The following is a 13351-nucleotide window of genomic DNA, read 5'->3' on the forward strand; positions in this document are numbered from 1 at the left end:
CAGGGGGTTACGCCTTGGCCAGCTCAGCCTCGACCGCCTCAGTGATGGCGGCGGAGTCCGGAGTGATTCCGGGTGCCAGACGGGCTGCGATATGACCATCACGGCCAATCACGAACTTCTCGAAATTCCACACCACCTCAGGGGCCGCGGTAGGCTCGATCTGATAACCGCGCAGCATGGTTTCCATCGCTTCGCGATCCACAGTATGGGGCTCGGTGCTGGTCAGATAGGCATACAGTGGATGCTTGTCGGCACCGGTGGCCACCAGCTTGCTGAACATGGGAAAGGTCACCTCATAGGTGGAGGTGCAGAACTGCTGGATTTCCTCGTCAGTGCCCGGCTCCTGTCCCTTGAAGTCATTGGCGGGGAAGCCCAGCACTTCAAAGCCGCGCTCCTGATAGGTCTTGTAGAGCTTCTCCAGCCCTTCGTACTGTTTGGTCAGGCCACACTTGGAAGCCACATTCACTACCAGCAGTACTTTGCCTTTGTAGCTTTCCAGCGTTGTCGCTTCACCTTTGATGGTGTTGACCGGGATAGTGTAGAGATCGGACATGAGGTTACCTTACGGTTCGTTTGGTCTTGAAAAAGCCGTTACTCGGGGTCAGCAACCAGAGCGCTGATCAGCTCTCCATATTGGTGCTGCAGGGGGAGATCAAGGTCGGTCTACAGACGATTGTGCAGTGTGAACACTTTTTCCTTGGTTCTATCTGGCAAAGCTGGCACGGATCTCTGCCATTGAAATGAAAAGCTTGTAATCCAGATCATGAAAAGCAGTGAAGCCATACTTTGTATAGAAATCACGGGCACCATCCTTGGCATCTACCACCACCAGAGGAAAACCCACCGTGTCACTGGCATGCAGTAGCTTTTTAAGAGCGTCTATCAGCAACCATTCACCCCAACCCTGACCTCGGTATCTCTGGTCAACAGCCAGTCTGGCTATCAATCCTGCCGATGTGGAAGAGTGGTGCTTTTTCTGCAGAGCCTCTGGCAATGCGCGAAGATCTATTGGAGTCATTGTCAGGGTATAGAAGCCGACAATCTGACTCTCATTGGCAGCATCTGACAGCACAAACGTTCTGCTGTTATCACGTCGAGCCTGTTGGCCAGCCATCATCCTCAGATAACTATTGAGGGCATCAACACCACAGTTGAAGCGAGTACGATCATGGCGGTCCTTGTCCAGTAGAACGGTACTCATACCTTGTCGTTTTCCTCGTAGTTGTCGAAGGCAGCTTTCAGTCTGGGGTGAGCAGACGCTGGCTTATCCAGTGCTTCCACGAGTAGCTCTGCATCTCTTTCTGATAATTTGAGCACTTGCTCTCGTTCAATAATCTGCTTGGCTTTTTCAACGGCTGCACTGAGAACAAAGGAGTTGATACTGGGCATACCTACCAGTGCAGCTGCTTTGGTCAGTAAATCCTGGGTTTCCACATCAACTCGAGCGGTAATACGAGGCAGAGTTGTCGCCATACTAAAGTCTCCTGTGTGCCAAATTGTCACGTGGCTAAAGTCTGCGCGTTTGGTGTATGGGGGTCAAGTGATGTGTCAGAATGGCACATTTGAATCAACCGAAGCCTAAAAATAACAACAGGATCCCTCATGCTCGATGACGCGATCACCCTGAAAAAGCTGGAAGTCTTTCTCACCTTTATGCAGACCGGCACCCTGGCGGAGGCGGCCGCGGCGCTGAATATGAGTACGGTGAGTATTCATCGCGCCATTCACTCTCTGGAAGAGGGGCTGAAGTGCCCGCTGTTCCGGCAGGAAGGGCGTCTGCTGACGCCACTCCCCAGTGCCCGCGTGCTGGAGGAGCAGGGGCGACAGGTGCTGGCGGCAATGGAGGAAGCTATCAAGGCGACCCGCGAGACGGCCGGTATTCACTCCAGTCAGTTCAAACTGGGGGCGTTGTATTCCCTGACACTGGCGACCGTGCCCAAGCTGATCGCCGGGCTCAAGCTGCGTAAGGGCGACCTCAATATTGAGCTGACCCTCGACTCCAATCAGGTGTTGTTCCGCAAGCTCCGTGCGCTGGAGCTGGATGCCATTCTGGTGTCGCTCGACCGTGATTTCAGCGAGCCTGACTGTCTGGCGCTGCCGCTGTTCAGTGATGATATCTTTCTCGCCGCGCCGCTGGGGTCACCCTATGCCGACTGCCAGAGCGTTGGCCTGCCGGAGCTGAAAGATGCCACCTTTGTCACCCTGACGCAGGGCTTTGCCACCTACACCGACAGCTTTCGTGCCTTTGAGCGGGCCGGGTTTACTCCCAATGTGGTCATGCAGGTCAGTGATATTTTCTCGCTGATCAGCATGGTCAGCGCCGGGATGGGTTATGCCCTGTTGCCGGGACGTGTAGAGGCAGTGTTTGAAAACAAGATTCAGCTGATTCCCCTCAAGGACCCGTGCCGGATGCAGCAGCATATTGCCATGGTGTGTCTGGCCAGCCGTGAGCGTGATCCACGCATCCTGCACTGTATCGCCGAGTGTCGGGCTTATGCCCGGCAGTATCTGCAGGAGAAGCAGGGTGTGTAGGCCATCATTTTCGGCTATTGATAGAGGCGCAGGGGGCCAGCAGTGGCTGCCTGACTTTCCCATTGGTAATGGAATCCCATCATGCATGTTGTGCTCGAATCCCCCAGTCAACCCGATGTTATCGCCCTGATCAGCGAGCTGGATGCCTATCAGGACACACTCTATCCGCCCGAAGCACGCTATGCCCTGGATCTCTCCTCCCTGCAGCAGCCCAACGTGATATTCGCCGTGGCGCGCAGTCATGAAGGTGAAGCGATTGGCTGTGGTGCGGTGGTGTTGCAGCAGGGTTACGGAGAAATCAAACGGATGTATGTCCGTTCAGCCGCAAGAGGGCAGGGCACGGCGCGACAGATTATCGAAATGCTGGAAGCGGCTGCGCTGGATCGTGACTGTACATTACTGATGCTGGAGACCGGTCCGTATCAGACCGAAGCGCTGGCGTTTTACAGCAGGCAGGGGTATTCACGCTGTGCGCCTTTTGGTGATTATCCTGATCATCCGCTAAGTGTTTTTATGCAGCGTCTGTTGAGATAACAGTGATATTGCTGCATTTGCCGGGATGTATAAAATGCAGCGCTAGTTGTGAATTAAGCCAATATTGAGGTCAATATGCATAGGATTGCTGTCGCCATCATAAGTCTGCTGTTATCAAGTTCAGTCTTTGCTGCATCGATTACAAAGGATGAGTTTTCCTCGCAACTTCTAAAAAGACTGAAGGCACAGCCAATCCACCCAAGTTAAGCCTCAACATGTCTTTTGAATCAAATGCTTACGTGGCTTTCCGCGGTCCTTTGGTCGGGGTTTAGAGGTGCCCGGTCGTCGGGGAAATGTACAGCGCGCTATCTGTTTTGTCGCTTCCGCTAACCGCTGCATGGCTTTCACGCATCCGGTCAGTACCACGGGCAAAATATCTCTCAACGCCATGTGACCGTAAGCACGGTTGGTCGCCTGATCAACACCGACCCGATGTTGCCGTTCTGCGAACATCACCACGACCCTTTCCAGATTGTCACAGACGATCTTGGCGGCAAAATCCTGCATGACCGCTCGTTGGGACAACCCCGATACCTGCTCTATCTGCAGCCGGTGCTTTAACCGTTTGAACGCCTCTTCAATACGCCAGCGTTGATGGTACAGCGACATAAAGACGCTGGCCGGAAAGCGCTGACGATCCATCAGGTTCGTCATCACCACATGGACCTTCCCCTTTGGCGTTCGATATTTGACCAGCCGCACGGGCTGAGGGGTGGGCAGGCATTCATACGAGGCGGCGTCCTGCTGGCTGGGAGCGGGCAACATCACGTCCTGATCTTTCAGACCGGAGGACATGAACTCCCTGACACAGCGATAGCCCAGCGCATCGACCCGCATGCAGAACGGGATCCCTCGCTGGTTTAATGCCGCCACCAGCCAGCGGCAGGGGTAACCGCGATCCAGCAACAGCAGGTCATCCGCGCGCAGACGGTCCAGATGCTCAAACAGCATCTGCCGTTCACCCACCTGGGGGGAGTATAGCGTGGCGGCTAGCATCATCTCGGCCTCGACCAGATAGAGGCCAAAGGCCAGCTGCTGTGGGCGGGCCGCACGTGATCGGTGGCAGGCCCGTACCGCCAGATTCAGGTGCGAGGCATCCGCCGCAACCAGACGCAGGCCGCGCCAGCGCGGTATCAAAGAGTGGCTTTCCAGCAGCGCCAGCAGGTGATCATTGAGTGCGGTAAAGGCGGAGTGAGACAGTTTGGTGCGCGCCTGGGCGAAGGCCTGTTCTGACACGCAATGAGAGAGGCCGGGCTGATGCTGGCAGGAGGCAAAGAACTGATCCAGTTCCACCTGCACGCGTTTACTCATGGAGCGCAACATGCAGGCAACCAGTGAGGTCAGTGGCAATTTGCGTTGCCGTGAGAAGCCATTGGGGTGATCAGGGTGACGCGCCTTTTGTGCGAACGCATCAGAGTGCAGAAAGGTCATAAATCGCTGAAGCAGAGCAGAAAGAGACATGGGAACACAGCCGCAGAGGAGTGAGTTCCCTATTGGTCGCCGTCCGACACAGGAGATAAAAAGCAGGTTAGTCGGACGGCGACCTCGCAAAATCAGCGACAGGTCAATGATTTATATTGGTTTTTTCATTAACTTGGGTGGATTGAAGGCACAGCTCCCAGCGTCCAGCTTTGAAATTGTGGGTGACCTTCGGATACATGCTAAAAACATCGGAGGGTATGAGCTGGATATGTTTCTGGATAATGCCTACGCAGTATATACATCGGGTAACCGGGATTTAGATGCTGTTTTCAGTGACCAGATTGAGTCGGTAAAAAGGCAGCAGAAAGTGTATGGCGGGCCAGATGTTAAAAGCATTTTTCCTGTAATCAAGCCAGTTGACTACTTTGAAGTCGTCAAAAAGCAGCTCAAACAAGCGGGCTACAATAGTGAAGAGCTGCCGATGTACTACCAAAAGTTGAACGATGACCTCTATGAGGTGTACGTGTTTAATTCGACGGAGAATATGCGCCTTGTAACGCCCGATGATGTTAAAAAGCTGGAAATAGAAAATACGATATCGTCTGTCGCTGCTCAGAATATCGCTCGTCACTATAAAGAAGCAGGTGCCAGTATCAGCGAAATAGACACCAACGGGAACGGCCATATATTTCGATTTAAAGCTGATGAAAACTATGAGGCATCCTTAATATTGGCTTCAGATTATTTGAAAGATTTACAGGTGAATAGCAAAGGGCCCATTGTTGTCTTCATTCCTGCCAGAAATATCGCTTTGATCACTGATTCAGGTGACGTGCAGGCGACACAACTGGCTGCTGGCATTTCAGCCCGGGTTTATAGCGAAATGGGCTATGCCATTTCACCCTATGGGTACATCAAAAAAGATGGGGAATGGGTTCGGTATACCCCCTGATTTAAAGCGTTAGGTATTTGGGGAAACCGTTAGTGATCCAGGTGAGATAGGGCCAGCTGAGATCCAAGCCAGGGCTGCGGTGATCCACACTCACTTTCACTCATACCAAAAAGCCCCGCCGTGAAGGCGGGGCAAACGCTATGGCGCGGGTAACTCAGGCGGCAATGCCGCGGACGATAAAGAACAGCAGTGACGGGCCAAGCAGGCAGCCAAGGGCGGTGTAGAACGCCGCGGTGAGGCAGCCGTAAGGCACCAGTTTGGGATCGGTAGCGGCAAGGCCTGCGGCGACGCCGCTGGACGTGCCCATCAGGCCGCCAAAGATAACAGCGGTGCGCGGGTTGTTAAGGCCAATATAGGGCGCAACAAAGGGCGTGGCGATCATCACCAGAATGGCTTTGACCAGACCGGCCGCGATGGAGAGCGCCATCACCTCGGAGCTGGCGCCAATGGCCGCTCCCGTGACCGGGCCGACGATATAGGTCACGGCGCCGGCACCGATGGTGGTCAGGCTGACCGCATCGGTATAGCCAAAGGCCAGCGCCACCACTACACCAGCGATGAACGACGAACCGATGCCAAACAGCAGCGAGATCACCCCCGGTACGCCTGCCCGTTTCAGTTCATCGACATTGACGCCGAAGGCCGTGGCGACAATGGCAAAGTCACGCAGCATGGCACCGCCCATCAGGCCAATCCCGGACAAGACCGAAATATCCACCAGCCCCTTCTTGCCGCCGGTAAACAGGCCACCGAAGTAGGCCAGCAGCAAGCCGAGAAAAATGGCGATGGCTGAGCCGTGCAGGCGGCCATGGGTAAAGCGTTGGGAAATCCAGTAGGACAGCCACATGGTGGCGCCGATGACGGCAAAGCCGCTGACCAGACCGTAACTACTGATGACTTTTTGCAGAGCTTCGTACATGGCGGCACCTTAGGCTTGAGAAGTGGCAGATTCGGCTTTGACGCTGTCAGCGGTGGCAACGGGCTTTCCCATTTTGTCGAGCAGTGGCACCAGCGCGAAACCCGCAATGACGGCCACTACCCCGGCGGTAATGGCCATCGGGCCGCCGCTCAGTGCGCCGTACACATTCTGCTGGGCCGCCATGGCGACCACCACGGGGATATACACCGCGCTCCAGAACTCGATGCCCTGTTCCGTCTTAGGGTTCATCAAACCGCGCTTTTGCAGATAGGTGCCGGCAAAGATCAGCAGGATCATGGCGATCCCGACGCCGCCGACATTGGCCGGTACGCCGATGGCAATACCGAGCAGTTGACCGATATAGATACCCGCCAGGGTACAGATGGACAGTAGTGCGACTCCGTAAATGATCATGGTGTGTCTCCAGCTTGGCTATTGTTTTTATTGCCTGTTAGAACGCGTTTACGGTCTTGTTTTACCTTTTCAGATTAAAAAGGCGGTACTGCAGTTTTCGTTACTTTGTGGTCCTCATCGTCAGGGGGAGGCTATCCCACTTATACCCGTACATCTCAGTTCTCTTTAGTGCTCTTCAGTGCACTTCAATTCTCCGCCCGAAAGCCATGTTGGCTGCTGACAGCAAGGCACTGACCCTGTGGCAGCAGACGTCTGAACAGGCTGGTCAGCGTGGCGCCCGGCGGCATTTCCAGCACCCGTTCGATGCCACGCTCCACCAGCATCTGGCTGGCAGCATGCCACCTTACCTGCCGGGCCATATTCCAGGCCAGATCATCAGCAATGTCTTCCGCCTTGCGGATAACTCTGGCCCGTGCCGCGCTGATATAGGCGCAGCGCGGCGGGCTGAACTCGACTCTGGTCACGGCCTGTTGCAACGCTGCTGCAGGCTCCTGCAGCAGCGGACAGTGCGACGGCACGCTGACCTCCAGCAGGCGGGCGGCGCAGCTTTCCTGCTGCTGCACCAGTGTTGCCGTGGCCTGCAGGGCGTCAGTGCGACCGGCCAGTACCCACTGGTTCCCGGCATTCAGATTGGCCAGCCAGACGGGCTGCTGCTGGGCCTGCAGTTGCGCCACACTGCGCTCGACACAATCCAGACTGGCACCGACCAGTGCCAGCATGCCGTACCCCTGTGGAAAGGCCTGCTGCATCAGCTCACCGCGCAGGCTGACCAGCTGCAACGCATCAGCAAAACTCAGGCTGTCAGCGATGACGGCCGCGGCATAGGCGCCAATGGACAAGCCCATCACGTAATCGGCCGTGATGCCCTGATGACGCAGCCAGCGTGCCCAGGCCACTCCGCTGATCAGCAGTGCCAGTTGCACATTGCGGCTGTGCCGCAGTGCTTCAGCGCTGTCCAGATCGCTGAGGGGCTGCGCCAGCAGGCTTTCTGCCTCCTCCTGCACCTGATGAAACACCCCATGATCAGGCCAGCCCTGTAGCATGCCCGATTGCTGTGCACCCTGACCGGGGAAGGTGAATGCCGTCAGCATGGGCTTGGCTCTGCGGGCGTTGCCGATCCGACCGGGCAGGCGTGTAGCCTTGCCTGCCAGGGATCCGTCACCAGCTGCGGGCCAGCATTGCTTTTGAGCAAAATGCCTTGGCGCAATACCGGGCCCGGCCTGCTGTCGCTCTGCGCTGCCCACTCCGCCAGAGCGATGGCGCCCAGCGGCGTTTCCAGCTGAATATCCACCCGGCACAGTGGCGACTGGCCGAGCAGCTGCGACTGCCACTCTTGCGCCAGTGCCGGGCTGATGTGCGAAGGCGCGCGGATCAGCAGATCCAGATCACTGTCGTCATGCAGTAGTGGCTGTCCACTGGCCAGTTCATAACCGAGACTGCCGGTAATGCCCCAGCGCAGGCCAAGCTCAGCCGCCCAACCGGCAAGCTGATCGAGCATACGTAGTACCGGATGCGTCAGGCGCAGCGGGTGTCGGCACCAGCGCTGTTCGCTCACCAGCTGCTCCGGTGTCAGGCGCTCCAGCACCGCCGCACGCGGCAGGTAAGCCGCATAACGCTCAGCTTTGCTGGCACCTCGTACCCCGACGGGCAGCAGGTTGGCCGATGGAGGCTGGTCCCGGCGAATCACCACCGGGCCCTGTCCCTGTGCCAGCCACACTGGCAGAGGGGCGATGCCTTCCGCTCCCGGCTGGGGGGCGGGTAGCAGCGCTGAACGCGCCGCCCACAGCAGGTCATGTGCAGTCCAGCCACTATCCTGCGCTGTGCCGGGCTGCTCAGCGGAGACGGCACGCAGCATCAGTGTGACTCCACCTGCCAGCTCTGGTGCAGGCGCTGTCTGACTTCCCGCGAGGCGCCGCGATGTTCGCCCTGCAGGCGGCACTGCAGATGGCGATCATCAGCAGGCAGTTGCTGCAAAGCCTGCGTCAGCGTCTGTCGAACCTGCTCAATATCTGCCTTGTCGGGGTAGTCGGCATGCTGCACCGGAATCAGCCTTTCGATCAGCCCAAGGCTGGCGAAACTGTGTACGTCGTAGGCCATCGGCGGAATGCTGGCGGCCAGCTCATCCAGTTCGGCTTCACTGCGCAGGGTGACCCGTGCCGCTGAAGCCTTACCCATGGCGTGGATCAGTACCTTGCTGTCATCCAGCGCGAAGATGCGGTTGGCCTGATAACCGTGGGCGAGGAAGGCGCCCGACATGGCCTTGCCGACCAGCAGCGACAGCAGCGGATGGCCAGCCAGCCGTGCTCCGGCATAGGCGGCAGCGGCAGCGGCCAGCGCCTGATGGATGCCCAGTGCTTCTTCGCGGCGGCCATAGGCCTGACTGGGCACATCGACGATGGCGATCAGTGCGCGTTTGACGGGCAGTTCAGCGTCAGCCCGTTGCGTCTCTTCAATCAGACTGGTCAGCGCCCAGCCTTCCAGCAGGCCGACTTCACCCTGACGGGCGCGGGGGAAGTGATTGCTGGCGTCAGGCCGGATCAGGATAAAACGACAGGCACGTCCGCCCAGCTCGCCATCGGCATAGCACACCGAGGGCACGGCGGCGCAGCGCCAGTCCGTTGCTGCGATCAGTGCCTGACTCCATAGCTCACCCCGGCTGCTGCCCCAGTGCAGGTGGCCTGCCTCTGGCTGCGGTGCAGCGAAAGCGTGCTGTTGCAGGGCGAAGGCCAGCAGCGTGCGGGCCTGCAGGGCGCTGATCTGGGGGGCGGTGTCGAGTTGCAGCAGAGCGGCCAGCATGGCGTCGGCACGGTCAGTGCGGTGGCTGGCGGGCAGGCCCTGTTGCAGTAGGCTGAGGGTCGCAGCCCGCACGGCATCAGCGTCATCACTGACAAAGGCATCCACCAGCGTACTGGCTACGCGCTGTTCGCCACCGGTCAGGCTCCAGATAAACGGGCGGTCGCGGGAGTCGTATTCTGCCACGCCGGCTTCCTGCTCGATGACCTGCGGGCCGTTCAGACCCAGCCGGCCTTCCCGCGTCATCAGCAGATAGCTGCACAAGCCCGCAGCGATACCCATGCCGCCGAAGCAGCCGACCGGGCCGGTGATGATGCCGATAACGGGCTGATACTGGCGCAGTTCTACGATGGCAGCATGAATCTCGGCAATGGCGGCCAGCCCGAGGTTGGCTTCCTGCAGGCGTACTCCGCCGGTTTCCAGCACCAGTACCGCGCAGGTGGGAATACCCTGACGGTTATCCTCCACTGCCAGTTCCAGCGCACCAGCTATCTTGGCCCCGGCCACTTCACCGAGGCTACCGCCCTGAAATGCCCCTTCGATGGCGGCCACCACGGCAGGCTGGCCATTCAGCCGCCCCTTGCCGATCACTACGCCGTCATCAAACTGAGTGACGATGCCCTGTTTCGGCAACCAGGGCGACGTCAGCCGGGCGAAGGGGTCCAGCAGTTCGGTAAAACTGCCGGGGTCGAGCAGGGCGGCGACCCGTTCACGGGCGCTAAGTTCGATAAAGTTGGCAGGTTGCCATCCTGTTGCGACGGGCTCAGCCATGGCTCACCTCCTGATCCTGCAGGGCCAGCTCCAGTGCCTGCTCGATACGCAGGCGAATCACACCGGGTGTGGCGGCGAAATCGTGAATATCCATACGCATGGCGGGCAGGGGCTGCACCGCTTCGATGCGCTCCAGCACCTGACGCCAGCGCGTTTCGCTGCTGGGGCTGGAGGTGAGGATATGAATATCGGCCTGTGCGCAGGCGCAGGGCTCAATCATCACTTCCAGATCACCGGAGCCGACGTAACCGACGAGGGCCCGGCGTTTGACGCCTGTGTTGGCCGGGCGTTGAAAATGCAGGTTTTCCATCACTGCTCCTTATCGTTGTTGTTATCTGCACAGAGACTGTCGACGAACAGGGTGGCGGCCAGCAGATCAGCGGCGCCTCCGGCGGAAGCGTTCAGGGCCAATAGCTGCTGTTCCAGTTGCAGCAGTGCCCGGCGGCCAGCCAGTGCGCCACAGCCACCCAGTGCCAGCACCTGCTGCGCACCGGTTTGCAGAGTACGCAACCCGGCCATGCCTGCACGCGAGAGCACGCAGGTATCACTGAGATGAGTCATGATCGCCAGCAGTGCATTGAGGCGGGCAATGGTTTCGCTGTCACCACGCTGACGGCTGCTGCGTAACTGCGGCAATGCCTGCTGCTGAATCTGCGGGAAGCCCTGTTGTGCCTGCTCCCGTGCGCCGCTGACGGCATAGCGCTGGCAGGCCGTGCTGCCCTTGCTGGCGGGGCGCTGATGTAGCAGCGCCGGGTCAGGCAAGCGGGCCAGACGGGCGGCACTGTGCAGCAGGTGTTCACTGTGAGTGCGGGCAATCAGGCCGTCGGCGCTGTGCTGCGCGGCGGCAGCAGTAAGCAGACCCAGTGCCCAGATCGCCCCCCGATGCGTATTCACACCACCGGTGGTAGCCAGCATAGCGGCTTCCGCCTCACGCCCCAGCAGGCCCAGCCGGGCTCGCAGATGCAGTGGGTTGTCGCTGTACTGAGCGGCGGCGGCCATCTGCGCAAAATAGGGCTCCAGACAGCGTGCCGAATCCAGCATCAGCTGCAGATGCATATCGCTGTGCGCGCCCTGACCACGCTGATCCACCAGCGCCGGTTTGGGGCTGAGCAGGGCTTCCTGCTCCAGCGCCCAGCGCGCGCTGGCGGCCAGTTGCCGGGCGCAGTCGGGGGGAGTGAGCCTGCTGGCAGGCTGCAATGAGGGGAATGACATCGCTCTGCCTCCTTACCAGCTGCGGAATTTGGCGGGCGGCTGATACAGCCCACCGGACCAGTTTTGCAGCTCGCCAATGCTTTTGGCCGCCAGCAGATTGCGGCTGGCATCGGCACGACGAATCCCCAGATCTTCCGGATAGGCCACCAACCCTTCCTCACGCAGTCGGGCGGTTTCCTTCGCATCCTGCTGCAGGCCGATGGGCGTTATCCCGGCCACGGCGGCGATCATGGCGCGGCGCTCATCCGAGCTGCTGGCCTTGTACAGATAGGCGATGCCGTCTTCGGTCAGCACGTGGGTGACGTCCTGCGCATAGATCATCACTGGTGCCAGTGGCATCTTGTAGTCACGGGCCATGGCCAGCGCATCCAGCTCTTGCACAAAGGTGGGCTTGTTGCTGTCCTGAAAGGTTTCCATCATCTGCACCACCAGCTTGCGGCCTTTGCTCAGCAGCGAGTCGTCAGTGATCATATCCAGCCAGGCTTTGGAGGCATGGCGGCGGCCGCCGGGGTCGTGGCCCATGTTGGGGGCGCCGCCAAATCCGGCCAGACGGCCACGGGTGACGGTGGAGGAATGGCCTTCGCCATCCACCTGCAGGGTCGAGCCGATAAACATATCGACGGCGTACTGCCCGGCCAGCTGGCAGAAGGCGCGGTTGGAACGCATGGAGCCGTCACGGCCGGTGAAGAACACATCCGGGCGGGCGGCAATATAGTCTTCCATCCCCAGCTCGGTGCCGAAGCAGTGCACACTTTCCACCCAGCCGGACTCGATAGCGGGAATCAGCGTCGGGTGCGGGTTGAGCGTCCAGTGGCGGCAGATCTTGCCTTTCAGCCCCAGCTGCTCGCCGTAGGTCGGTAGCAGCAGTTCGATGGCGGCGGTATTGAAGCCGATACCGTGGTTGAGCGACTGCACCTGATGGCGGGCATAGATGCCACGAATGGCCATCATCCCCATCAGCACATGCAGCGGAGTGATCAGGCGCGGGTCACGGGTGAACAGCGGCTCGATAAAGAAGGGCTTGTCTGCCTGCACAATAAAGTCGACCCAGGAGGCGGGCACATCGACCCGTGGCAGGTCGGTCACATCATCGACAATCTCGTTGACCTGAAAGATCACGATGCCATCACGGAAGGCAGTGGCTTCCACCAGTGCCGGGGTGTCTTCGGTGCTCGGGCCGGTGTAGATATTGCCCTGTCGATCCGCCTTGAAGCCTGCCAGCAGCGCCACCTGTGGGTTGAGGTCAACAAACAGGCGGGCATACAGCTCGATATAAGTGTGGATGGCGCCGATCTCCAGCAGATCATCTTCCAGCAGCTGGCCGATGCGCAGGCTTTGCGGGCCGGAAAAGGAGAAGTCGAGCTTGCGGGCGATGCCTTTCTCGAACAGGTCGAGATGCTCAGGGCGGCCGACGCTGGGCATGATCATATGCAGATGGTTAACCACTGCCGGGCTGACCTCTGCCAGCGAGCGGGAAAGGAAGTCCGCCTGCTTCTGGTTATTGCCTTCCAGCACCACCCGGTCACCGGGGCAAATCAGACGTTCCAGCGCCGTGACAATATCGGCCGTGGGGATAATCGGGCCACTGGCCAGATCGCTGAGGCGTTGCAGGCGTCGGTTCTTCTCCTGACGCCGGGTTTGCCAGTTGACTGGCGAAGCCGTGGAGGCGTGCATGGTGTGTCCTCAAGCAGGGTTATTGTTTTTTCCAACACCCTAGGCCGGTGGAGCAGGGCCATCAATCAAGCTTGAGGATGGATCGTTACTCTGAGGGTAATGGTGGGGGGAGGGCCAATCCACCCAAG

General features: G+C 59.0%; 15 protein-coding genes. 3 read left to right on the plus strand and 12 right to left on the minus strand.

The genetic code is table 11. From position 1 onward, the window contains the following. Window positions 1–7 precede the first annotated feature (7 nt). From QCD60_RS17770 to QCD60_RS17780, 3 genes are all read right to left on the minus strand, one after another. Complete coding sequence (locus QCD60_RS17770; RefSeq protein ID WP_279787592.1) at window positions 8–553, minus strand: redoxin domain-containing protein; 546 nt, start codon at window positions 551–553, stop codon at window positions 8–10. A gap of 150 nt (window positions 554–703) precedes the next feature. Beyond that, window positions 704–1201 carry a GNAT family N-acetyltransferase gene (locus tag QCD60_RS17775; protein ID WP_279787593.1) on the minus strand — a complete coding sequence of 166 codons (498 nt, stop codon included), beginning with the start codon at window positions 1199–1201 and terminating at the stop codon, window positions 704–706. Continuing rightward, on the minus strand, window positions 1198–1473 hold the full coding sequence (locus QCD60_RS17780) for a DUF1778 domain-containing protein (protein ID WP_104156534.1): 276 nt from the start codon (window positions 1471–1473) through the stop codon (window positions 1198–1200). Before QCD60_RS17780 ends, QCD60_RS17775 begins: the two co-directional genes overlap by 4 nt. 129 nt (window positions 1474–1602) lie before the next feature. On the opposite strand from QCD60_RS17780, the gene QCD60_RS17785 reads away from it, so the two are divergent. Together QCD60_RS17785 and QCD60_RS17790 are read left to right on the plus strand one after the other, a co-directional pair. Further along, window positions 1603–2532: a LysR family transcriptional regulator gene (locus QCD60_RS17785; protein WP_279787594.1), complete on the plus strand. Its 930-nt coding sequence runs from the start codon at window positions 1603–1605 to the stop codon at window positions 2530–2532. Between the two features lie 81 nt (window positions 2533–2613). Continuing rightward, entirely contained in the window at window positions 2614–3066 is a 453-nt protein-coding gene (locus tag QCD60_RS17790; protein WP_279787595.1) for a GNAT family N-acetyltransferase, read from the plus strand. 210 nt (window positions 3067–3276) lie between these two features. Here the strand turns inward: QCD60_RS17790 and QCD60_RS17795 are convergent, their stop codons facing one another. Continuing rightward, entirely contained in the window at window positions 3277–4527 is a 1251-nt protein-coding gene (locus QCD60_RS17795; RefSeq protein ID WP_279782765.1) for an IS4 family transposase, read from the minus strand. On the opposite strand from QCD60_RS17795, the gene QCD60_RS17800 reads away from it, so the two are divergent. Further along, on the plus strand, window positions 4526–5440 hold the full coding sequence (locus QCD60_RS17800) for a DUF1444 family protein (RefSeq protein ID WP_279787596.1): 915 nt from the start codon (window positions 4526–4528) through the stop codon (window positions 5438–5440). The two genes, QCD60_RS17795 and QCD60_RS17800, sit on opposite strands and share 2 nt — an antisense overlap. 154 nt (window positions 5441–5594) lie before the next feature. On the opposite strand, the gene madM is transcribed toward QCD60_RS17800, so the two are convergent. From madM to mdcA, 8 genes are all read right to left on the minus strand, one after another. Continuing rightward, window positions 5595–6359, minus strand: a complete 765-nt coding sequence (madM, locus tag QCD60_RS17805; RefSeq protein WP_279787597.1) for a malonate transporter subunit MadM — start codon at window positions 6357–6359, stop codon at window positions 5595–5597. Between the two features lie 9 nt (window positions 6360–6368). Continuing rightward, window positions 6369–6773 carry a malonate transporter subunit MadL gene (gene madL / locus QCD60_RS17810; RefSeq protein WP_104151644.1) on the minus strand — a complete coding sequence of 135 codons (405 nt, stop codon included), beginning with the start codon at window positions 6771–6773 and terminating at the stop codon, window positions 6369–6371. A 185-nt stretch (window positions 6774–6958) separates the two neighbouring features. Next, window positions 6959–7864 carry a malonate decarboxylase subunit epsilon gene (locus QCD60_RS17815; RefSeq protein WP_279787598.1) on the minus strand — a complete coding sequence of 302 codons (906 nt, stop codon included), beginning with the start codon at window positions 7862–7864 and terminating at the stop codon, window positions 6959–6961. Further along, window positions 7858–8628, minus strand: a complete 771-nt coding sequence (locus tag QCD60_RS17820; RefSeq protein ID WP_279787599.1) for a malonate decarboxylase holo-ACP synthase — start codon at window positions 8626–8628, stop codon at window positions 7858–7860. Before QCD60_RS17820 ends, QCD60_RS17815 begins: the two co-directional genes overlap by 7 nt. Then, the gene (locus QCD60_RS17825; RefSeq protein ID WP_279787600.1) at window positions 8628–10337 is read right to left on the minus strand and encodes a biotin-independent malonate decarboxylase subunit beta; all 1710 of its coding nucleotides are present in this window, start codon (window positions 10335–10337) and stop codon (window positions 8628–8630) included. Before QCD60_RS17825 ends, QCD60_RS17820 begins: the two co-directional genes overlap by 1 nt. Next, the gene (gene mdcC / locus QCD60_RS17830; RefSeq protein WP_279787601.1) at window positions 10330–10647 is read right to left on the minus strand and encodes a malonate decarboxylase acyl carrier protein; all 318 of its coding nucleotides are present in this window, start codon (window positions 10645–10647) and stop codon (window positions 10330–10332) included. The genes QCD60_RS17825 and mdcC overlap by 8 nt, the downstream gene beginning before the upstream one ends. Next, window positions 10647–11549 carry a triphosphoribosyl-dephospho-CoA synthase gene (locus QCD60_RS17835; protein WP_279787602.1) on the minus strand — a complete coding sequence of 301 codons (903 nt, stop codon included), beginning with the start codon at window positions 11547–11549 and terminating at the stop codon, window positions 10647–10649. Before QCD60_RS17835 ends, mdcC begins: the two co-directional genes overlap by 1 nt. 12 nt (window positions 11550–11561) lie before the next feature. Then, on the minus strand, window positions 11562–13223 hold the full coding sequence (gene mdcA, locus QCD60_RS17840) for a malonate decarboxylase subunit alpha (protein ID WP_279787603.1): 1662 nt from the start codon (window positions 13221–13223) through the stop codon (window positions 11562–11564). Between the last annotated feature and the right edge of the window lie 128 nt (window positions 13224–13351).

The organism is Pokkaliibacter sp. MBI-7, assembly GCF_029846635.1.
Lineage (GTDB): Bacteria > Pseudomonadota > Gammaproteobacteria > Pseudomonadales > Balneatricaceae > Pokkaliibacter.